Annotated in this window: 21 protein-coding genes and 1 pseudogene; 12 read left to right on the top strand and 10 right to left on the bottom strand. The window is 57.5% G+C overall.

Translation table 11 applies throughout. From position 1 onward, the window contains the following. The first annotated feature begins 194 nt into the window (after positions 1–194). From KDX39_RS24400 to KDX39_RS24390, 4 genes and pseudogenes are all read left to right on the top strand, one after another. A complete protein-coding gene (locus KDX39_RS24400; RefSeq protein WP_231662113.1) occupies positions 195–908 on the top strand; it encodes a GNAT family N-acetyltransferase in 714 nt (237 codons plus the stop codon). A 182-nt stretch (positions 909–1,090) separates the two neighbouring features. Further along, positions 1,091–1,873 (top strand): annotated as a pseudogene (locus KDX39_RS26705) (MCP four helix bundle domain-containing protein); the annotation flags it as partial. Then, positions 1,868–2,731 carry a methyl-accepting chemotaxis protein gene (locus KDX39_RS26700; protein ID WP_442964579.1) on the top strand — a complete coding sequence of 288 codons (864 nt, stop codon included), beginning with the start codon at positions 1,868–1,870 and terminating at the stop codon, positions 2,729–2,731. The pseudogene KDX39_RS26705 and the gene KDX39_RS26700, both read left to right, overlap by 6 nt. 235 nt (positions 2,732–2,966) lie before the next feature. After that, positions 2,967–3,821: a CAP domain-containing protein gene (locus KDX39_RS24390; protein WP_231662111.1), complete on the top strand. Its 855-nt coding sequence runs from the start codon at positions 2,967–2,969 to the stop codon at positions 3,819–3,821. Positions 3,822–3,855: 34 nt separating this feature from the next. Here KDX39_RS24390 and KDX39_RS24385 read toward each other — a convergent pair whose 3' ends face one another. The 3 genes from KDX39_RS24385 to KDX39_RS24375 all read right to left on the bottom strand — a co-directional run bounded on the left by KDX39_RS24385 (position 3,856) and on the right by KDX39_RS24375 (position 6,918). Next, positions 3,856–4,284 (bottom strand): nuclear transport factor 2 family protein, encoded by a 429-nt coding sequence (locus KDX39_RS24385; protein ID WP_004887223.1) that lies wholly within the window; start codon positions 4,282–4,284, stop codon positions 3,856–3,858. A gap of 206 nt (positions 4,285–4,490) precedes the next feature. Further along, on the bottom strand, positions 4,491–6,122 hold the full coding sequence (locus KDX39_RS24380; protein ID WP_231662110.1) for a methyl-accepting chemotaxis protein: 1,632 nt from the start codon (positions 6,120–6,122) through the stop codon (positions 4,491–4,493). A 178-nt stretch (positions 6,123–6,300) separates the two neighbouring features. Then, entirely contained in the window at positions 6,301–6,918 is a 618-nt protein-coding gene (locus KDX39_RS24375) for a TetR/AcrR family transcriptional regulator (protein WP_231662109.1), read from the bottom strand. Between the two features lie 225 nt (positions 6,919–7,143). Between KDX39_RS24375 and KDX39_RS24370 the strand changes: the two genes are divergently transcribed. The 3 genes from KDX39_RS24370 (at position 7,144) to KDX39_RS24360 (ending at position 9,126) form a co-directional block, all read left to right on the top strand. Further along, the gene (locus KDX39_RS24370; RefSeq protein ID WP_231662108.1) at positions 7,144–7,668 is read left to right on the top strand and encodes a DUF3237 domain-containing protein; all 525 of its coding nucleotides are present in this window, start codon (positions 7,144–7,146) and stop codon (positions 7,666–7,668) included. Between the two features lie 259 nt (positions 7,669–7,927). Beyond that, entirely contained in the window at positions 7,928–8,533 is a 606-nt protein-coding gene (locus tag KDX39_RS24365) for a hypothetical protein (protein ID WP_099228383.1), read from the top strand. Between the two features lie 14 nt (positions 8,534–8,547). Beyond that, on the top strand, positions 8,548–9,126 hold the full coding sequence (locus KDX39_RS24360) for a hypothetical protein (RefSeq protein ID WP_231662107.1): 579 nt from the start codon (positions 8,548–8,550) through the stop codon (positions 9,124–9,126). Between the two features lie 43 nt (positions 9,127–9,169). On the opposite strand, the gene KDX39_RS24355 is transcribed toward KDX39_RS24360, so the two are convergent. The 3 genes from KDX39_RS24355 to KDX39_RS24345 all read right to left on the bottom strand — a co-directional run bounded on the left by KDX39_RS24355 (position 9,170) and on the right by KDX39_RS24345 (position 12,864). Beyond that, positions 9,170–11,224: a TonB-dependent siderophore receptor gene (locus KDX39_RS24355; protein ID WP_371321852.1), complete on the bottom strand. Its 2,055-nt coding sequence runs from the start codon at positions 11,222–11,224 to the stop codon at positions 9,170–9,172. Between the two features lie 161 nt (positions 11,225–11,385). Next, a complete protein-coding gene (locus KDX39_RS24350; RefSeq protein WP_231662105.1) occupies positions 11,386–11,826 on the bottom strand; it encodes a GNAT family acetyltransferase in 441 nt (146 codons plus the stop codon). Between the two features lie 93 nt (positions 11,827–11,919). Continuing rightward, positions 11,920–12,864, bottom strand: a complete 945-nt coding sequence (locus tag KDX39_RS24345; protein ID WP_231662104.1) for an alpha/beta hydrolase — start codon at positions 12,862–12,864, stop codon at positions 11,920–11,922. A gap of 587 nt (positions 12,865–13,451) precedes the next feature. On the opposite strand from KDX39_RS24345, the gene KDX39_RS24340 reads away from it, so the two are divergent. From KDX39_RS24340 to KDX39_RS24320, 5 genes are all read left to right on the top strand, one after another. Further along, entirely contained in the window at positions 13,452–13,934 is a 483-nt protein-coding gene (locus KDX39_RS24340; RefSeq protein WP_231662103.1) for a GNAT family N-acetyltransferase, read from the top strand. 569 nt (positions 13,935–14,503) lie between these two features. Then, positions 14,504–14,782, top strand: a complete 279-nt coding sequence (locus KDX39_RS24335; RefSeq protein ID WP_231662102.1) for a DUF1652 domain-containing protein — start codon at positions 14,504–14,506, stop codon at positions 14,780–14,782. Between the two features lie 711 nt (positions 14,783–15,493). Next, a complete protein-coding gene (locus KDX39_RS24330; protein WP_231662101.1) occupies positions 15,494–16,891 on the top strand; it encodes a lysine N(6)-hydroxylase/L-ornithine N(5)-oxygenase family protein in 1,398 nt (465 codons plus the stop codon). 93 nt (positions 16,892–16,984) lie between these two features. Beyond that, a complete protein-coding gene (locus KDX39_RS24325) occupies positions 16,985–17,923 on the top strand; it encodes a ketopantoate reductase family protein (RefSeq protein WP_231662100.1) in 939 nt (312 codons plus the stop codon). A gap of 58 nt (positions 17,924–17,981) precedes the next feature. Next, positions 17,982–18,221 carry a DUF465 domain-containing protein gene (locus KDX39_RS24320; RefSeq protein ID WP_231662099.1) on the top strand — a complete coding sequence of 80 codons (240 nt, stop codon included), beginning with the start codon at positions 17,982–17,984 and terminating at the stop codon, positions 18,219–18,221. Between the two features lie 82 nt (positions 18,222–18,303). Here the strand turns inward: KDX39_RS24320 and KDX39_RS24315 are convergent, their stop codons facing one another. The 4 genes from KDX39_RS24315 to csrA form a co-directional block, all read right to left on the bottom strand. Then, the gene (locus KDX39_RS24315) at positions 18,304–19,116 is read right to left on the bottom strand and encodes a DUF3618 domain-containing protein (protein ID WP_231662098.1); all 813 of its coding nucleotides are present in this window, start codon (positions 19,114–19,116) and stop codon (positions 18,304–18,306) included. Then, positions 19,113–19,532: a phage holin family protein gene (locus tag KDX39_RS24310; RefSeq protein WP_231662097.1), complete on the bottom strand. Its 420-nt coding sequence runs from the start codon at positions 19,530–19,532 to the stop codon at positions 19,113–19,115. Before KDX39_RS24310 ends, KDX39_RS24315 begins: the two co-directional genes overlap by 4 nt. Continuing rightward, positions 19,532–20,251, bottom strand: a complete 720-nt coding sequence (locus KDX39_RS24305; protein ID WP_231662096.1) for a hypothetical protein — start codon at positions 20,249–20,251, stop codon at positions 19,532–19,534. Before KDX39_RS24305 ends, KDX39_RS24310 begins: the two co-directional genes overlap by 1 nt. A 277-nt stretch (positions 20,252–20,528) precedes the next feature. After that, positions 20,529–20,717 (bottom strand): carbon storage regulator CsrA, encoded by a 189-nt coding sequence (gene csrA / locus KDX39_RS24300; RefSeq protein ID WP_002554157.1) that lies wholly within the window; start codon positions 20,715–20,717, stop codon positions 20,529–20,531. Positions 20,718–21,099 lie beyond the last annotated feature (382 nt).

The raw sequence follows: 21,099 nt of genomic DNA, 5'->3' as shown, positions 1-21,099 counted from the left end.
TTTGATAGTCAATTTTCATGTTGGCAACTTGAACTAAGAAATACGCTGTAACAGTTAGGCAGGAAATTACCCATTCATAGGTCGGTATGGATTTATCCGTTCAAGCTCCGGGATTCGGTTCATATCATCCCGTCGGGTTATCATGTCGCGTCACCTGCCTCAGGCAAGCCTTACCCTTCGGAGCCAGACGTTCAATGTCCACTGTCATGCTGTTGCAAACCCCGCCGCCAGAATTCATTCGAAGCCAGATCCAGCAGATGGTGGTGGATTACGTGACCGACATCAGTCTGGTTGCCATTGCGCCGAGCAATCCGCTGTACAACCTCTATCAGTACGGCGTCGGTTACGAGGTGCATCTTTACCTCAATGCGATGAATGGCTCCGGCAGCATGACCGTGGAGCTGATCGTGGCCCTGGATGACGAAGATCCGGAGACGGTGCTGGGTTTTCTGCTGTATCTGCCCGTGCAGGGCGATCCGGACGCGTGCGCCGTGACCTATCTGGCGGTTCGGGAAAGCCATCGGGGACAGGGCATCGCGCGCACGATGCTGGAGAAGATGGTCAGCCGATACCCGCACGCGGAGTTGTACTGCGTGGTCGACAAGGTGCCGTATTTCGAGTCACTGGGTTTTCAGGTGCTGGGTGCCCGCGGGCCGCACGTGATCATGAACACCCGTGATCATGGTACTGAAGGCCTGCTCGCAGTCATGGACATCGCGCCGATCTACAGTTCGGTGGAAGTGCGACAGATTCACGCCTACCTGCTCAAACAGCACGGAGACAAGGCAATGGCCGATGCCGAAAAGGAACGTGACCGACGTCTTGACCGCATGACGCAAGAGGCGAGGGACTTTGTTGAGCGGCATGAAGGACCGGGCGGGGCACAACCGCCAATTCTGCTTCACTGATCATCAACCATCAGGGTCTGGCAGGGCTCTAATGACTGCTGCGCAGCATGATATGCCGAGGTGTAATTAATTTTGTGGGGTGTTGAACGTTTGCGAGATGAGTGAAGTCACTATGACATCATTGCTGAGTGAAAAATCATTTCAGCGTAGTCGTTATCCCTCATATCGCAACGGTCCACCCTATGAATATTCTGCGTCAGTTCAAGTTTTCGACCAAGCTTCTCTCGGCGTTCATCATCTGTGCGCTTATCACACTGGCTGTGGGTGGGCTGGGCATGACAGGGGTGACCCGTCTGGGCAACGCGCTGGAGCTGACGTTTTCCAACAATCTGGTTTCGGTGAGTAACACCAACGAAACGCTGACCAGCATGACTGCCCATAACCGTGGCCTGTATCGCCTGCTTGATGCGCAGGATGGTGGCGTATCGGAAACCGACAAGGAGCGTGTTCGTCAGGCGATTGCCGATGACCTTGCTCGCGCTCAGAAAGTGTTCGCCATTTACCGAGCGACGCCGCTTGAAGACGACGAGCGTGTCGCCGGCGATCAGCTTGAGCAGATGTTGCCTGCCTACATTGCGGGGTCGCAGCAAGTGATCGAGTTGATGAGGGCCGGTGACCTGCAAGGCGCCAGGACTCGCCTCAACGATCTGTCTACCGACGGGTTCGTGAAAATTCGCGCTTATCTGCGCACCATCATCGATTCCAACAATCGTCAGATCAAGGAAGGCGCTGTAGCGGCTGCAGAGCTGAGAAACAAATCCGTGTTGATGCTTGAGATCGGCGTCGTGATTGCGTTCATTGTGGCGATTCTGCTGGGAATCTTCATCACCCGCATGATCACCCGCCCTCTGGCGGTGGCCGTGGTCAGCGCACAACGAATCGCGGGCGGTGACCTGACCCAGCCGATCGTGTCCACCAGTAGCGATGAAGCCGGGTTGTTGCTCGATGCCCTGTCTAACATGCAGGACGGTTTGAAGGGCACCATTCAACAGATCGCCAGCGCTTCGGATCAATTGGCCTCGGCGGCAGAAGAACTCAGCGCTGTCACCAACGAGAGCACCCGTGGGCTGACTCGTCAGAACGACGAAATCCAGCAGGCCGCGACTGCCGTGAACCAGATGACAGCGGCCGTGGAAGAAGTGGCCCGCAATGCCGTGTCGACCTCTGAAGCCTCGAAGACCGCAACCGAAGACGCTGTCGATGGTCGCGGTCAGGTGGATCACACGGTCAAAGGCATCACCACCATGGTGCATGAGATCACCGAGTCGACCGAGGCCGTTTCCGAACTGGCCGGGCATGTGCGTGAGATCAGCAAGGTGCTGGACGTGATCCGCAGCATTGCCGAACAGACCAATCTGCTGGCACTCAACGCAGCCATCGAAGCGGCACGTGCAGGTGAACAGGGGCGCGGGTTTGCGGTAGTGGCTGACGAGGTGCGCGCACTGGCTCATCGCACTCAGGCGTCGACCGTCGAGATCGAAGGCATGATCAGCACCGTGCAGTCAGGTGCCGATGGCGCCGTGGCGGCCATGGGCAAGAGCCTTTCGCTGGCGACCAATACTCAGGAACTGGCCCTGCGCGCCGGTTCTGCGCTGGAAAAGATTACTCAGGGTGTCGCGACCATCAACGAGCGTAATCTGGTGATCGCCTCGGCTTCTGAAGAACAGGCTCAGGTGGCCCGCGAAGTGGACCGTAACCTGCTGAACATTCAGGACCTCTCGACCCAGAGTGCGGCAGGCGCCGATCAGACCAACGCATCGAGTCAAGAGCTGTCGCGACTGGCGACGTCCTTCAATGGAATGGTGGCGAAGTTCAAGCTCTGAGTGAGTAGATACCTCATCTTCCGCTGAACAAACGCTGTATCTGCTGCATTTGATGTGGGAGGCGGATTGCCGCCTCCCACAATAATTGCATTGGCTGCCAGAACACTCTCCTTCCAGCCGGCCTGCTTCTTTACCTGTCTGCTCGTGATAATCCCGCCGCCAGCCGCAAAAAGCAGTTGCACCCGACCGGGTGAGGTCGCGCATGATAGGCGCTCTCACTTTTCCGGAGATTTTCATGGGGTCCATCACGTCCGTCCTGCGCTTAGCGATACTGTCACTCGGGGTGCTTGTCGCCCAATCGGCTCAGGCCTCCGATGAGACGCAATTGATCGACTCGCTCAATGCCTGGCGTGGGCAGGCGCAGCGCTGCGGCGATCAGGTGTCCATGGAGCTGCCGCCACTGGTCAGCGATAAGCGCCTGATTCTACCCGCCAGTGGCGGGGTGGAGCTGGGGCCGGCACTGTCGCGTGCTTCCTATCCAATGGTCACCGTGCAGGCGATCAGCCTTTCCGGGCCGCGTGATGCGGCCTCGGCACTGAAGGCCGTGCAGGAAAGCTTCTGCAAGGTCGTGCTCGACCCGCAGTTCATCGACATTGGCGTGAGCCGGGAAGGGCAGAACTGGCGAATCGTGCTGGCGCGTTCGCTGGTCGCGTCGCGTCTGGGGGACTGGCAGGCCGAAGGTCAGAAGGTGCTGGAGATGATCAACGTTGCCCGCACCACGCCACGCCAGTGCGGTGCTCAGGCATTTCCCGCGGCCACGCCGCTCAGCTGGAACGCCACGCTGGGCACGGCAGCTCAGGCTCACTCTCAGGCCATGGCCAACAACAACTTCTTCGATCACAAGGACCGGGAAGGGCGCATGCCTGGCGATCGAGCGGAACTGGCTGGCTATATCGGTCAGCAGGTGGGCGAAAACATCGCTGCCGGTCAGGACACCGCCCGCAAGGTGGTAGACGGCTGGCTGGCGAGCCCCGGGCATTGCGCGAATCTGATGAATGCCGGGTTCCGTGAACTGGGCGCGGCTTATGCCACTGATCCCAAGAGCGATGCAGGCATTTATTGGACCGCGATGTTCGGCACGCAGCAGTGAATGCTGCCACTCGCTGCGTGGACGTGGCTGACGTCTAGAAGCGGAATGCCTGACGGCCAATCAGCAGCCATTGGCCGTTCTGCTTTTGCCAGATCTGGAAGTTCTCGATTTCGGTCGGCACCACCTTGCCGCTGTTCACGGCCTGCGCCGAGAAGTGGTTGCGCACCAGCGCGACATCGCCAGACATCGTGATCTTCTGGTTGAGCATTTTCAGGTCATTGAAGGCGCTCTTGCCGGTTTCGATGTCGGCAATGAACGCCTGCTTGTCCTGGATGTTGCCGCTGGAATGCCCATAGGTAAGGTTGTCGGCGGTCAGCGCCTGAAGCTGCGCTATATCCTTGTGCCACATGGCTTGGGTCAACTTGTCCACCGCCTGCGCCACGTCAGCCTCGTCCGATGGCGCGGCGACGACGTAGCCCGTGAACAGGCAGACAAATCCTACGAGCAGTTTGAGCTTTCTCATGCGCATTCCTTTTTATTGTCATTGTGGGGTGGCCGAAACATGCGCTCGACATGATCTGGCAGACAGCATATTCATCTGTCGTCGTACAACTTAGACGAGGTGCGCGCCCCTGACAAGTGGACGCTGCCTGCGCCGGTGGGGCGATTGCGGGGAAGATGCTTCGAGTGGGGAAAGGCCGGGGAACCACGTTCCCCGGCCAAAGGGACTCAGGCGACGCGGAATTGTTTGGTCAAGCGGCTCAGGTCGGCTGCCAGTTTGGTCAGTTCAGCCGTAGCGATGGCGGTCTGGCTGGAACCTTCGGAGGTCTGGCTGGACAGGTCGCGAATGCTGACCAGGCTGCGGTCCACTTCACGCGCCACTTGAGCCTGTTGCTCGGCAGCGGTGGCGATCATCAGGTTGCGTTCGTTGATCTGACTGATGGACTCAGTGATGTCGAGCAACGCCTTGCCTGCGCCATTGGCCATGTCCAGGGTCTTCTGAGCCTGGAAGCTGGTCTGTTCCATGGCGGTCACTGCGTTGCCGGTGCCGGATTGAATCGAACTGACCATCTGCTCGATTTCCCGGGTCGACTGCTGGGTGCGGTGAGCAAGCGCCCGCACTTCGTCTGCGACCACGGCAAAACCTCGACCTGCTTCACCGGCGCGGGCAGCCTCGATGGCGGCGTTGAGCGCCAGCAGGTTGGTCTGTTCGGCGATGGCGCGGATCACGTCCAGCACCTTGCTGATGTCGGTGGCCATGACCGCCAGACCCTGCACCTCGGTCGAGGTGACCTGAACCTTGGACACCATCAGATTGATTGCCGAAACCGTTTCATCGACCTGGGCACGTCCGGCCATGGCCGCGGTGCTGGATTGCGATGTGACCTGAGAAGCAGAGGCCGCATTGCTGGCCACTTCTTCGACCGCAGCGCTCATCTCGTTGACTGCCGTCGCCGCCATTTCGATTTCATTGCTCTGACGCAGAATAGTGCGCGACGCATCCTCGGTCACGGCATGCATTTCTTCGGAGGTGGCTGCCAGTTGAGTCGATGAGTCGCCGATCAGGGTCAGCGCACTGCGCAGATTGGTCTGCATCGTCGCCAGTGCGGCGATCAGTTTGGCCGCTTCGTCGCTGCCTTCGACCGTGATGTTCTTGCTCAGGTCGTTGGCTGCAATGCGTTCGGCTATTTTCAGGGAATCGCCAATGGGACCGGTCAGGCTGCGGGTGTAGAGCCAGGCAAGCAACAGCGTGGATGTAACACCGATAGCGATGAAGATCCCCACGAGCCACAGGGTCTGGCTGTAGGCCGATTCAGCGTTGTCACCCGCTCTCTCGGCTTTTTTGTCGTTGATGCCGATGAGGTTCTTCAGTGAGGACTCCACCTGATCGGCGGCGCTCTTCATCTCGTTGTTGGAGATGGCAACAGCGGCTTCCAGGTCACCTGCAGCGACGGAGGCCAGATAACGGTCCTGATTCACTTGATAGTCGGCATTGGCCTTGTTGAGTGCGTCGAATGCTTCGCGTCCCTGTGGCGTCACGATCAGTTTGCCCAACGAGTTCGAGTAGTCGGCGATCAGGACTCGCGATTGTTTGATGTCGCTCAGCGCCTTGGCTTTGCGTTCCTGAGATTCCAGTGGATTGCGCAGACGGGCGTTATTCCCACGGATACCGACAAACTCACGGTCCAGCATACCGAGCAGCTTGACGCTGGGCAGTACATTGGTTTCGATGAATTTTTCCGCTTCGTTGAGAATGGCGGCTTGTCGCAACGCGAGCAGTCCCAGTGCGACAATCATGAGGCAGAACAAACCGAAGCATAAAGCCGAGCGAGGTGCGAGTTTGAGTTTGCGCAAGAACATGTGCCTTCTCCATGGGTGATTAGAAAGCCTATCGCCCGCATGGAGGTTTTCTTGATGACAAGTGCAATATAAAGCGCTCCGCGCATCGGTAAAGCCCAGTGGCTGGAGATGCGCGGTCTCTGAAAAAAAGCGCCTGAAGCGTCAGGCAGAGGGGCCGTCGGTTATGCGTGACGGTAACTCAGCGTTGGCCCATGCCCAGCAGGAAGGTTTCGACCGCCCGATCTACCATCGTGCGAATTTGCTCGCAGCCCAGTGGCTGCGGGCTTTGCTGATAGAGCCGTATTTCAGTTTCCGCTGTAAGCAGCGAAGTCAACTGAAGCGCTGCAAGCTCAGGGTCGGTCTTGCGCAGTTGCCCGTTCTGCATGGCCTGGGCCATCAGGGTGGAAATGGTTTGCATGCATTGGCGTGGCCCGGATTCATAGAACATCATGCCGATTTCAGAACGACCCGACTCGGCAACTACCATCCGATACACCGCCAGCACGGTGTTGTCGTTGATCAGCACCGCCAGCATTCGCTCGCCAAAGCGGCTGAGCAAGGCTCTGAGGTCCAGATCCTTTTCGCCATAGGTCGCAAGCTCCGATACGGCTTCTGCCAGATGAGACGTGGCATGCCGATCAACCACGGCGATGAAGAGATCTTCTTTTGACGGGAAGTAGCTGTAGATCGTTGCCTTGGAGCCGCCCATTCGCTTGGTGACTTCGTTCATCGAAGTGCGCTCGTAGCCCATTTCGAGGAAAACGCTGGCTGCCGCATCAATGATGGCTTCACGGCGAGCTTCGGTACGCACCTTCATTTAAATCCTCAATCCTTCAGGGAATCTTCGTTTGCCTGTGTTACGCAAATTAACGTGGACTAAAACTGAACCGTTCGGTACGATTTATTTCGTCTCCGAGGAGCTTACTGGAAACGAAGCCTCAAATAAACGCCGCCGCATCAATGCCGAACCCGGCAGATGCCTGAGCCATAAAGCTTCTGGCCCCAACTGCAGTGTTGACCGAATAGTGGAGTGAGCAGACCCGTGAACATCATCGACTTCAAGAAGCCTTGCAAGCCATCCGTTCGTGAAGTGGCAATCGCCAGGGCACCGCTGCTGGAGAAAGTCCTGTCGATTACCCTGAAGACGGATGCTCCTACGCTGATGGGAATCTGCAGCGATGGTCTGCGCAGCAACAGCTCCGTCATCGGCGGCGAGTTCGAGGGCGAGAACATTCGGGGTTCGGTGCTGCCGGGTGGCAGTGATTTTTTTGTCGAGCTGTCCAGCGAGCTTGCCTATTTCAATGCGCGCTTCACCTTGCGAACCCGAGTGGGCGAGCTGATCAACGTGGAGAGCAAAGGGGTGCTGGTCATGGACGAGGTCGGGCAGGAGCAGCTTCAGAACGGCGTATGGCCCATTTCCGACGGGCACTATCAGTGCACCTGCACCCCACAGTTTCAGGTGCCACTGGGGCCGAACGACTGGCTGGAAAAAAGCGCGTTCATCGGCAAGGTCGAGTACCTGTTCTACAACGAGAAAGTCATAAACATCTACCGGATCAAGTACTGAGCCGTTTCTTGTACCGGGTCGTCTGGCACGACACCCATGGTCAACCCTGCTGACTGAATGCACGCCCGGCAGCAGGCCGCCTGACCTGTGCCGTCTCTGTGCTCTGCGAGAGCAGGCACGCCTGAAGCAAATTGGTTACAATCTCGCTCGAGATAGCATAGTGCTATCTCTGCTTGCATGCCATGGATCGGCAAGTCCCGTGGCATGCCATCAATATTTGCTTCGGGTGTCGCGGGTGCGACATCTTCAAGGACGTTAAATGAACAAGCTGCAGTACGCCGCCATCGCACTGATGGGGTTGGTGTTGACCGGGTGTGTATCCTTCGTGCCCGCAGGGCCCATTGGTCTTCCCGCCAAGGCCGTCGAGAATACGTTGCCGGTCGGGGCAATGATCAAGGATGTGAAGATCACTGATCCGGCCATTGATGAGCTTCAGAAGCGAAACATCAGTTCGCAGCTCACGGCGCAGATCGGCGCGCACGTCGAGCGTGGCGAGTATTTCCAGAAGATGATCGTTTTCCCGGCGAAGCTGGGCGAAAAGGATGTCGAACTGGCCTTCAATTTCACGTCTCTCAAAGGCAAGCGTACGCCACACCCGGCGTATTTCCCCGGCGCTCTGCTGACGCTGACGATCTGGATCTGGGTCAACGGCCCGATCTACGTCGACGCCTATGATCTGGCGGCGGAACTGCGTATCAACGACAGCCACGGCAAACAACTGGCACTGTCGCAAAAGACGTTCAAGCGCGACGTGAACACCGGGCTCTGGGACCGCGATTATTTCAACCCGTCAATGGGGGCCAATCAACTGACCGATCTGGTCGAGACGCTGCTGGTCGATGCCACCGGCCAATTGCCTCGTTGAAAGGGATATTTCGAATGAACAAGTTTTTCATGCTGTTGGCTGTGCTGTTTTCACTGTCGTTGCAAGGCTGCATGACCTATTCGAACCATGAGTTGGTGCAGGCTTCGCAATGGCCTCCGGCAACATCGTCCAAGGTCAAACCGGCGGCCTATCTCAAGGTGCAGGTCGAACATGCGCTGAACGAAGATCGCGCCAATAGCGGCACCAACATCGCTGCGCTGGAGAAGTTGTTGAAGGAAGAGCTGCAGGGCAGTCAGCGTTTCAGCAACGTCAGCATCGAGCGAGAGCCGTCCGATCTCTACGTCACGGCAACCTTGCGCAATCACGAAGAAGGCAGTCTTGGCCTGGCATTCCTGACCGGTTTCACGTTCTTTCTGATCCCGAACAAGGTCGACAACACCCTGTCGCTGGAACTGACCTTCCGCAATGGTGAAGGCAAGAAGCTGGGGCAGGTCAGCAAGCAGGAAAAACTCACCACCTGGATGCACCTGGTGCTGATCTTTGCCCTGCCGTTCAACGAGTCGAGCGACAAGGTCATCAGGGATCTGGCTCGCAGCGCGCTTGAAGACGCGGCAGGCAAAGGTCTTATCTGAGCGGGCTGAAGGGGCTGGAGCTTGTCCAGCCCCTTCACCATTATCAGAACGTGACGCTGGCGCTTAGCCGCGCGGTGCGTGGCTCACCCACGTTGACCTGCAACTGGCTGCCGGTGCTGGACGGGTAATACTGCTTGTCGAACAGGTTATCTACGTTCAACTGCAGGCGGGTCTTGTAACCGGCCATCGGCACATCCCAGCGCAGGAATGCATCGGCCACGGTGTAGCTGCTCATGTAGAACGAGTTGGCGTCATCCCCGGCGCGCTCGCCCACGTAGCGTGCGCCACCACCGGCATGCCAGTCACCCAGACCTGAAGGCACCTGCAGATGATGCGTGAGGTACAGGCTCGCTGTGTGCTTCGGCGCCTGGCTCAGGCGATTGCCTTCGTTGCTCGGGTCATCCAGCACTTCGGTGTGGGTGTAGGCGTAGGTGCCGATCATATCCCAGCGCTCGGCGATGCGGCCGGTCACGTCCAGCTCAACACCCCTTGAACCGACCTTGCCAGCCGCCTCGCTGACACCCGTCACGCCGGTTGGAGTGACGACGTTCTTCTTCTCGATATCGAACACGGCCATGTTGAAGTCCAGGCCAGGCGCGAGCGCGTATTTGGCACCAACTTCGTAGCTGCGACCTTCCTCGGGATCGAAGGTGGTGCCGTCGTCGTTCACGTCTTCGTTGGGCACGAACGAGCGACTGTAGTTGCCATACAGCGAGAGGTCGTCATTGACCTTGAACACCAGCCCCGCCATGGGCAGGAACACGTCATCATTTTTGTCCAGATTCACAGCCCGGCTGGCACCCAGGCCTTGAGCGATGTACTGGTCGTAATGCTGATAGCGACCGCCGAGCACCAGAATCCAGCGGTCGTTCAGGTGCCAATTATCTTTCACATAGAGCGAAGACGAGGTCAGTTGATTACTCAGGTTGCTGGTGGACTGGTTGACCACACTCGGTTCAGCCAGGCCGCCATAGACCGGGTTGAAGATGTTGAAGCCGTTCTGTGCGGTATTGCGGTACGTCTTGCCGCGAAACTTGTCAGAGTCCTCCTGTTCGGCACCGATCAGCAGGTCGTGCTCTTGCCCAAGGATGTCCTGCTTGCCGATGAAGTCCCAGCTGGCATAACGCGTTTCATAGTCGTAGTGCCCGCCGTTGGCCTGACGACGCAGCACGCCCGTGCCTGACAGGGTGCTGGGTTGGGCGATGGAAAGGCTGTAGCGGTCATTGTTCCAGCCATAGGTCAGGCGGGTCTTCCAGTCGTCGCTGAGCTGGTATTCAAAACGCGCTGTAGCCGTTTCGCTGATGCCAACAGTGTTGGCCCATTTTTCATCCAGACGCTTGTTGTAGCTGACATCGGTCGGATGCCCGCCGCTGAATACAGTGCCGCGGTCGAACGGGCTGACATAATCGTTGTACTCGTAGGCAAGCGTGAGGCTTGCGCGCTCGCCTGTCCAGGACAGAGACGGTGCGATCAGCGTGTGCTGATCGACGCCGTAGTTGCGCCAGTAATCTTCACTCTGGCGTTCGGCAACCAGACGATAGGCCAGGCCGCTGTCGCCCAGCGGGCCGGTGGTGTCAACGCCAAAACTGCCGCCACCTTCGCTGAACGCCGAACCGCTCAACGTCGTGCTCTGCACGTACTGCGGCTGTTTACTGATCACGTTGATCAGGCCGCCCGGCTCCATCGCGCCGTACAACAGCGAGGCCGGACCCTTGAGTACTTCGACCCGGTCGGTGGTCGCGCTGAAGTTCCTGGAAACCACCGAGCGCACGCCGTCACGCAGGATCGATCCATCGTCATTGGTCCCGAAGCCGCGTTTGACAAGCGAGTCCTTGGTGTTGCCCAGCGTATTGCCCTGACTGACGCCGCTGACGAACTTCATGGCGTCGTCCAGCGAGCGCACGTTGTAGTCGGCAATGGTCCGGGGTGTCACCACATTGACCGTCTGCGCTTCTTCCTTGAGCGGTACATCACTTTTGCTGGCGGTACTGGCGCTTTGTGCGCTGTAGCCTTCCTCGTTCTGGGTAGCGGCGGCAGATACCTGCGTCGCGGGCAACATTGCAGCGTCTGCTGCATGTGCCGTACCGCCCGAGCACATGGCCAGGGACATTGCGGACAGCAGAAAAGGGCCGGGGCGGCGAGGGCGATGGAAGGTGCTCAAAGGAAATGCTCTGTCAGGACGTTAATAGCAATAATTGTAATTTGATATTAATTCTCATGTAAATGAGGGAATTGCCTGACGTAACTTGTATCGGATTCCTACGCTTTTGTGTCGGGATTGAACGGGATCCGCTTGCCCATGCTGATCAGGGGTTCCTGAACGTAGCCCAGTGCCGCATAGAAGGCTTTGACTGCTTCGTTGCTGGTACGGATCTGCAGATTGATCTTCAGGCAGCCAAGCCCGATGAGCGCTTGTTCCGCATGCCTGACCAACGCGCTTCCCAGCCCGCGTCCACGATGAGCAGGATCGACCGCCACCGAGTAGAGCCAGCCCCTGTGTCCGTCATAGCCCGCCAGCAACGTGCCTGCCAGACGGCCGTCAACAAGGACTACAAAGAAAAGTCGGTCTTCGACCGATAACTTCATGTCGATCGATAGGGCCGGGCGGTTGTGCGGAGCGCCGTCGTTGAAAACGGCTGTCCAGAGGTCGATGACCGCCTGACGGTGCTGGTCGTCCGAATACTCGATAACGCTATGCATGGCGCAGTCCTGAAGCGGGGAACGCCGACGCTATCGCCTGCCGCCACGGATGTCTATCGTTCCATGAGTGTCGTACGCAGGTTTTCCCGGGGTTTAGCCTGCGTGTTTCGGCATATCGCCCTTTTTGGTGACCTGAGGTGATGACGAGGGCGTTTTCAGTAATGTCTGTATCGCCTGGCTGTAAGCCTGGTTCCCCAGACGCATGCTGTTGTTGTGCGTCCCGCCGGGCACCAGCAACAGGCTCTTCGGCTCTCGTGCGGCCTCGAACAGCTCTTCGCTGAACCGGGCAGGAACATAGCGATCGTCGGTGCCATGCACGATCAGCACGGGCATGTGGATGTCGGCGATCTTGTCGACCGAATCGAATTTCTGCGACAACAGCCAGCGGACCGGCAGCGCAGTGTTGGCGATTGCAGTGGCGACGTCTGCCAGGTTGGTGAAGGTGGATTCGATGATCAGGCCGCGTGCCGCCACTGGCGTCTGGTCCTTCTCCGCTTCGCGGCCCAGTTCCGCCGCCAGGTCCACGGCCACTGCGCCCCCGAGTGAGTGACCGTAGATCACCCGACGCTGTGGATCCGGTTGCAACTGCTTGAGGCGTTCCCAGGCAATGCGTGCGTCTTCATACACCGTCTTTTCGGAGGGCAACTGCCCCATGCTCTGACCAAAGCCCCGGTAATCTATGGCTAGAATCGAAAACCCCAGTGCCCTGAGCTGTTCGATGCGGAACAACTGGCCCGTCAGATTCCAGCGTGCGCCGTGCAGATACAACACCGCAGGTGCGTCCTTGCGTGGCGCTGGCCACCACCAGGCGTGAATGTTCTGCGAGGTGCCGAAATCGGGCGTCTTGAGCTCCATCTCCTGAACATCGGCGGGCAGGCCGCTGTACCAGCTGGCGGTGCCCGGCTCGATACGGAACACCAGTTCGCGCTCCTTGTGCTCCAGCACCGCGCAACCGACTGGCAGGCCGACGATGATCGCGATCATGCACAACCATCTGAAAGGATGTGCCTTGAGACGGACAAGAGGGAACGAGGGCATGAGGGGATGTGTTCCAGTAAACAAAATGAAATAAATGCCGTTTCCGTCCAGGTGTTGCAATACCCGTGGGGAAATATCGGTTACAGGATATTGCGTCAGTCAATCGAGAAGGGTCGGGAGGCGATTTTCAATTTCAAGGGAGGCGATCTTTCAAGACGTTTCCTTAGGCTCTGTACGAAAAGTGGCTGCGCTCGGTGATGCTGCGTTAAAAACAGGCTCGTGCGCGAGTCCGATCGGAATGCTCATTTACAACACGTAGACTCCGCTTCCTCGTCTGTTTTTGCCTTGCCTGACCTTCGCTCGCCGACTTTTCGTACAAAACCTAGACGCCACCCGCGGCTAACGGCGGATACGCCAAAATCCTGAAATCCTCCTTATTCAGTGGTTTGCGTCAGTCGATGTCAAGGCAACGCATCAATCCGCTGTTTTTAGTCCGATTTGCTATTGAATTAGCGTTTTTTGATAGCCGCGGATTATGCTGTGAGCGCAAGGGCGCTGTATTTCTGTCGCCTGGAGGCGCCGAAATCGCAGTTTCATGGCTAACCTGCTCTGTAGGTTCTTCAATTTCTTCAAGAGGTTACCGCTCAATGTTTCTACATCGCCCCCTGGAAGAAAAAGACATTCCGATCGTCTGTGAGCTGCCCCAGAATGCGGACGAGCTGTTCTACATGTTTCCCCGGGCTACTTATCCGTTCACGCCAGCCCAGTTGGTTGACGCGCTGGAAACTCGCTACGACTCCATTGTGATCGAGATGGATGGCGAAGTAGTGGGGTATGCCAATTTCTCCCGCTGTGATTTTCGCGGTCGGTGCGCACTGGGTAACGTCATCATTGCCCCCAAGGCCCGATCCCGAGGCGTGGGTCGTTACATGATCAGTTGCATGATGGACATTGCCTTTGACAAGCACGAAGCCTCTGAGCTGATTGCGTCCTGCTACAACCATAACGTTCCGGGCCTGCTGTTCTATCCGCGCATGGGTTTCCGCCCTTATGCCATTGAAGAGCGACGTGACAAACAGGGTGCACGGGTTGCAGTTATCCATTTCCGTCTGCCCAGATCTGTGGAGTAACGCCGGGCGCATTGCTCGTGGTTACACACATGTTGACTCGACCCTGATCGTGCCCACCGCTGCGCGTGGGCATGCATCCCGCGATGCTGTGCGTCATACAGGGCGCTGATTGCGGAGTCAGTGAGTCGAGCGAATCGCGCAAGCTGACTTTCCCCTCGGCGACTCACGTGGGCTGTAAGCAGTCGCCAGGGTCTGAAAAGTGCGTTTGAGGTGTTTCATAAGTGAACATAACCCACCCTTTTCATGACCGTTCGTCACCCCGTGATAATGCAAGAATCAGCGCCATATCTCTTTAATGACGCAGATCATGCCATTCGCTGCGTGAACACCTAGAGTGAATCGTTTTTTCTGAAATTGTTTACAAATAAACACATCCGTCGTGTCAGGGCGTGATCTACGCTGCACGTTGCCGAGTTGATAGAGGCTGGCGTATAAAGAGCGTCAAGGATCAAGTAAGTGGCGACAATTAATTGGCAGGCAAGGGTGTGCCTGGTTTCAGTTAATTAACTATAAATAGCGACAGTAATCTGCTGGGGTCCGGCAGCGCTTACACAATAAGGAGATGGAAAATGATCGCGAGTGGACTGTCTACTCTGGAACTGCGCAGTATCGTCGAAAGTGCATTTTTACCGTTGCGTTGTACCTGTACGATTGCACCGGACTATTTCATGACGGTGCAGGTCAATGACCCGGATTCAGGCCGGGTTGAATTGCTGGTGACCGGTATCTCTGCGCACGGGTTGAAAAGCCCTCGCGACATATCGAATCTGGTGTCGGAACTGCGCAGCGAACTGCGTGACGAGCCCGGTTCCCATGGTGTCCGGCAGAAGCAACACCGTACCGCCTGACCGCATCTGCCTTGGCGTAGCGTGTATTGCACACGGCTTCCCCGTTCCGATCTGTTCAGGTCGGAACACCTTCTTTCTGCCGGTCACTCCGTCCCCGTTCAGGGTTGTCTTGCCCGCAGGTCTTCGCCCGTTCATTCACCGCTTACTGTCCGCGTCAGTCAATATCCCGGCGCTGGATTCAGGCGAGTTTTACAGTGCCTCATCAAAAAAATAAACGTTATTCATTGGGCGCTCATGAGCGGCCTGATTAATATTTTTATCTGGCTGAAACGTGCAATCATTTAAAATCAGGTACTTGCGACGCGGGCGGAACGTTTGAATGCAGCTGCGGCTTATTTGACACGTCATCGTTTCTTTGCAACTATTCTTTCAATCCACTCGTTTCGTTGTGCTTAAACCCTTCTGATCAACTACCTGACGTTAAACCTCATCCGAAGGTTCGGCGGTAGCGTGGCGCATTGTTTTTTCAGCGGTTCAGGTATCGGGTGAATCGCCGTCCCGGTCAGCGTATGTAACAGGTCATTTCTATTTATAAAAAACAGCGGGGCCTTCAGCCGGGTTCTGATGATGCTGCGCGTGCGCTGTTTGTCGTGTTGTCGTGTTGTCTTTTTTAATTGTGCATGGACGCTGGTTTGCAGTGCTGGCCAGGTATTCGATCATCCAGAACTTCTGGAATGCACCAACGTTTAGCTATGACGATGGAGCATCATCATGTTTGAAAAACCTTCGGAAACAGTCTGCGGTTGTGTCGTCGGCGGAGCGGGGCTTGCCGGTATGGGCTTTCTGTTCAACGCCTTGAAAAGCGGCACGCTGGCGGAGATTGCCGCAAGTGGGCTGATTGTCATCGATGCCAGCGACAGACCGGGTACCGGTGCACTGGGACAATACCGGATCACCGCCAACTCGGTAGGCGATGTTTTCATCGATTGTCTGCGTGACCCGGCCTTGCGTGAGATCTTCGAGCCGCTGGAATATTCACCGGCCTATTGGCGTATCCGCGGTCAGGCCGAGAGTGCCCCGCAGTTATCGGATGTGGGGCAACTGATGGGCGAAGCCTCTCGACTGGTGCTGGAGCACTTGACGCGCTGTTACGGGGTGAAAATCTGGCGCAGCACGACCATCATCGAAGTGGTCAGCGAAGATGACGAATTCTGCCTTACGGTAGAGGCGGAAGGTTGCGTCAGGCTCGTCAGGTGCCAGACGCTGGTGCTCAACCTGGGCGGGCGTCAGGATCCCCGGCATCTGATCGCAAGCCTTGCGCAGCAAGGGATTTCACTGGCACCGGCTACCAATATTCAAAGTGCCGACCGGCTGTTGCGCATGAATGCCGTGCAACTGCGTGAGGTGTTTGCACTTGCGCTGGCCAGTGGGGGGCGCATCAGCGTGGTCGGCGGTTCGCACAGTGCCTTTTCCATCCTGGAAAACCTGGCTGATGCTCTGGAATTCGCGGGGCTCGAAGAGCTGACGCTGATCCATCGAACCCGGATCAGACTGTTTTACGAAAGCGCCGAACATGCGGACGCTGCGGGCTATGTATTCGATGCTCAACTGGATGTGTGTCCGGTTTCCGGGCGCATCAATCGCTCCGGTGGGTTGCGCTACCGGGCGCTGGACATCGGTCGCGAGGCCCTGAACAACGGCCGTATCGGTAAAACCGGCGTACGGGTCCAACTGTTGCAGACGCTGGAAGGGCCCGCCGGTGCGTTCGAGAAAGCCAAAAGCGCGCTGGCCGAGTCGAGTGTGGTGGTGCAATGTTCCGGCTATCAGCCGCAGTTGCCCGTGATGCGTTACGGCGATGGCAGTCTGATCACTTTGCGTGAGGCAAAGGGCGGCCTGGATTCGGATCCGGCGGGGTGCCCGATGGATCAAAACGGGCGACGATTGAAAGGGCTTTATCTGTTCGGTCTGGGTGCCGGTCTGGGGGCAGATCCTCGATTGGGCAGCGAGCCGTCGTTCGACGGAAGAATCTATGGTGTCTGGCAATTCCATCATGATGCCAGTCGGGCAGTGATTCAGGCCGTCACCGCGCGATTGCAACAAAAGGCATCTGCCGTCGATACTTCATGCATGGCCGGGTTCATGCAGCTGGAACCCCGTTTTCAGGCCTGATGGCAGACATGGTGCGTGGCGACGTCCCTGCAGTCAGGGTGGTTGAGCGCTGCCAGCGTTCTGAAACGCAGCACAACCAGGAGATTCAGAGCCATGCGTATCTTGATCGTTGGGGCAGGGGCCATCGGTGGCTATTTCGGCGGTCGGTTGCTGGAAGCCGGGCGTCAGGTGTCCTTTCTGGTCCGGCCGGGCCGGGCGGAAGAGCTGGACCGTGACGGGCTCGTCGTGCGCAGTCCGCACGGTAACTTTCAGTACCCGTCGCCTCCTTATGTGCTTGCCAACCGGCTGGCTGATCCCTTTGACCTCATTCTGCTCAGTTGCAAGGCATTCGACCTGAACTCGGCAATGGACGCCTTTGAACCGGCAGTCGGGCCTGAGACGTCGATCCTTTCGCTGCTCAACGGCATGGCTCACCTTGATCGCCTGACCGAGCGTTTCGGTAAGGAGGCGGTGCTGGGCGGGCAATGTCTGATTTCCGTGGACCGCGACTCGACCGGGGCGATTCTGCACCTGAACGAGATGCACCAGCTGTCATTCGGCGAACTGAGTGGCGCCTTGACTCCGCGTATTCTGCGGGTTGCCGAGGCACTGGCCGATGCCGGATTCGAAGCCAGTCTCAGTCAGCACATCGTGCAGGCCATGTGGGGCAAGTGGTGTTTCATCGCCACGCTGGCGGCGGTCACCGCAAGCATGCGCGCAGCCATCGGCGATGTGCTGGAGGCAGGCGGAGAAGGGTTGATCCTGAAAACACTGTCCGAATGCGCAGCGATTGCACTGGCGGTTGGTTATCCGCTGGATGCAAAAGTGCGTCACGCTCAGATTGAACTGCTGACGGCGCGTGGCTCGACACTCACGGCCTCGATGATGAGAGACATCGAACGGGGTGCACCCACCGAGGTCGAACAGATTCTGGGCGATATGCTGGTCAGGCGTAACGCTCTGGGTGTCGCTTCGAATCAACTGTCGGTGCTGGAAGTTGCCTGCACCCATGTCAGGGCGTACGAAGCACGCCGCATTCGGGAACAGCCGTGAGGTATTGAATCGTTGCGGCCACCCCTTGCATTCAAGCAGTCATTTGGAGGTGCTACTCATGCCAGTCAAACACGATTTGTTCGCGGATTTGAGCTTGACCCGAGACGAGGTCGCCGAGCGAGGCAGGCGGGACGCCAGGCTGCAGCAATTGCTCAATGACTATGAAAGCGCCGACGTCGAAGTGCTGAATGCCGAAAAAGGATCAGCGGGAGGTATCGGTGATGATGCATTGAAGAAGCTCAAGGAAAAGCGCCTGCTGGTGAAGGATCGAATCGTCCAGCGTCTTTCCCAAATCTAGACGGTATCGCTGTCTGAGCAACGCCGGATAGATCATGAAAACGGCCCCGGAGAGGGGCCGCTCAGGGGTTTTCATTACCCCGTCAACCGAGTCCCGGGGATGCAGGGCGGTCGCCATCCTGACCGGCGCCGGGCAGAGTGCTGCAGTTACCGGAAGTCGGGGTGGATGCCGATGGCGATTCAGGGCTGCTCTTTCCTCTGAGTTTCTCCCGTGCCTGGCTGACGATCTGTTTCTCCTTCGTCGTGGCAGGCAGTGCTGCACCGATAAGAGCCCCCACCGCGATACCCATGGCCGCTAACGTAAGGGGCTGCTTGTTGATCAGGTGCCGCGTGCCGCTCTTGATTCGCTCACGCTGTGCCTGAAGGGGCTGGCCTGCGTCCTGCGTCGAGTCGGAGCTGCCCGATAACGTGTCGCGCATGCTGTGGGTCATTTGAGACGTCTTGTCCTTGACCTTGCTGGCCGTGTCCTTCAGGTGCGCCACGGTTTCCTGTACGCGTGCCTTTGCGCTGCCCAAGTCGTCGCTTACCGAGCCAGCCACGCTGCCAACCCGATCACTGACGCTGCTCAATACAGACGAATTGCCGGAGTAGCCCGCAGATGCCGGACGATTGCTGCCCATCATCATCCAGAGCACGCCGACGGTGGTGAGTACGGCAGGCACAGGATTGGCCTTGACGTTGTGGCCCAGATTGCCGAAAAACTCTCCGCCGTTATCCTTCACATAGGCCAGAGCCTGATCGACCAGTTGGCCGGGCGACATTTTCTTTTCCAGCGCATCGACGATATTGCCGATGCTGGAGCGCTGTTGATCGATCTCCCGTTCCAGGGTTTCCGGGCTCTTTTGCGACACTTCTTCAAAATGTTCAGGTGTGTCGAAGCTGCTGTCGATGCTCATGAGACTTTCCTCTGAATGGCTTCCTTGTCTTTTTGCAGGGTCCCGGTAGTGCGCTCTGGAATCAGGTTCGAGGCATCGAGCTTCTTATTGCCCGCCTGAACCATGAAAAAACCGATGACCAGAGCAGCGACACCGACAATCAGGGCGGCCAGCCAGGGTGCCATGACGTAGCTCAGGGCGTAGACAGCGGCCATGAGCACCATGATCAGGCCGCCCAGCATCACGACAGCGCCGATGCCAACGGTAGTCGCCCCTTGCTTGGTGGCCTGAATCGACTCTCGGAACTCTGCTTTCACCAACGCCACTTCCTTGCTGACCAAGGCAGGCACTTCATGCGCCAGTTGGCGGATCAGGCTCAGCACCGACGTTTCATTTTCAGGGTTTCTGTCCTGCTGAGTATTGGGTGTGGTGCTCATCACACGTCTCCTTTGGACAAGCCGGACCTGGGCGAGCCGTCACGCGTCACTTCATCGTCCAGGTCGTCGTTGAATTCGTTCATGGCCGGAGTGTCGGAGATCCCCGTTCCCGGTCTTGCGCTGTGCAGAACGTCATTGTCGTGGGGATGAGTCACGACCCTCTCTTCGGCGGCCAGCGCCGATGGGCTGATGGGGTCATAAGGGGCCGCCGAATCAACGCCTGTCAGATCACCCGGACTGGACGAACCGGATGTCGATGCGCCTGATGTCGAGCCTTCAGAGAGGGTCGTGTCGAAGTGGGTGTCGCTCGAAGCAGTAGCCGCTTTCAACAGCCGCGACAGGCCCACGCCGAGCGCGACGCTGCCGCTGATGAACAGGACCGGATTCTCCCGGGCGAGCCTGCCTGCATCTTGCAGCAATTGCTCGGCGCTCTTGTTGCGCAGGTTGTCGGCGAGGCGGGTCATGGCCTGCGCCATTGCCGTGACATATTCCGACAGGCCCAGCGTGTCATTACTGTCAATCTGCTGCGCCGCCGACTGAGCGTTCTGCGCAAGGTTTTCTATCTGCTCTGCAGCGCTGTCGCGGTACTGCTCGAACTGTCCGCCTCCCTGTCGGGCGACAGTTTCTGCGTTGCCATGTGAGTTGCGCTGATCGTCATCCTGTAGCCCGTGCAGATGATCCTGGCCGCTCGTGCCGGCGGTATGGGCATTGCCGCTCATGGAAGTTTCGTTGGTAGTCACCATCATCATTCACCGTTTCTGTCCCCAGATAAAGAGAATGCTCGGCTCACGGCGTACTACGGGCTGGCATCGATGTGCTTGCTTGCAGAGAGTCGACTGGCGTTTTTTTGGCGATGTTCCGAGAGGGTGACCAGTGGTCGTGCCGCGGCGGGCAGAGAAAGGCAGGCATAAAAAACGGCGTCATGAGAGACGCCGTACGGCTGATGACCCGCCGCGAGGGCAGATCAGCATTGAATAAGGGGGTGTGGCGAGGGAGTTATTGTGGGTCCTGGTTGGGAGCCAGTTCTGCCTGAATGCGTTTGTAGATCTCTTCACGGTGTACGGACACATTTTTGGGTGCATTGATGCCCAGCCGGACCTGAAGCCCTTGAACGCCAAGAATCGTCACGGTGATCTCGTCACCGATATTTATGCTTTCGCCAACTTTGCGAGTGAGTATCAACATAATCTTTTCCTTGATGGCCTCTTGAAAACGCCTCTCTCAAGAGGCTGGCGTTTGCCTTTGCGTGGTGATTGTTGCCGAGTGCATCCAAATGCATCCGTCTTATGACGTTGCGGTGGTGAATTTAATTCCCTCGGTTCATTTTCTTGTCATCGGGATTTGCATCCACGGTACGACGAGTGCGCCAATTCTGCCCGTTTTGGCCTGAGAATGCCCGTATTTACTGGTGTAACTTAAAAAGTAACGTGATTCTGCGCACAAATCGGCTTTCCCATGACTGCGCTGGAAGCGATTGCACGGTTTGATGCTGCTTTGTTCCTAAGCGTAGGCATGACTTTGAAACATTGCCTGAGCTTTCCAAAAATTCAATTGAAAGCGCTGTAGG

It is taken from the genome of Pseudomonas sp. CDFA 610, assembly GCF_021147865.1.
GTDB lineage: Bacteria > Pseudomonadota > Gammaproteobacteria > Pseudomonadales > Pseudomonadaceae > Aquipseudomonas > Aquipseudomonas alliivorans.
The sequence above is the reverse complement of the archived record's forward strand: the minus strand, read 5'-3'. Positions and strand labels throughout refer to the sequence as shown.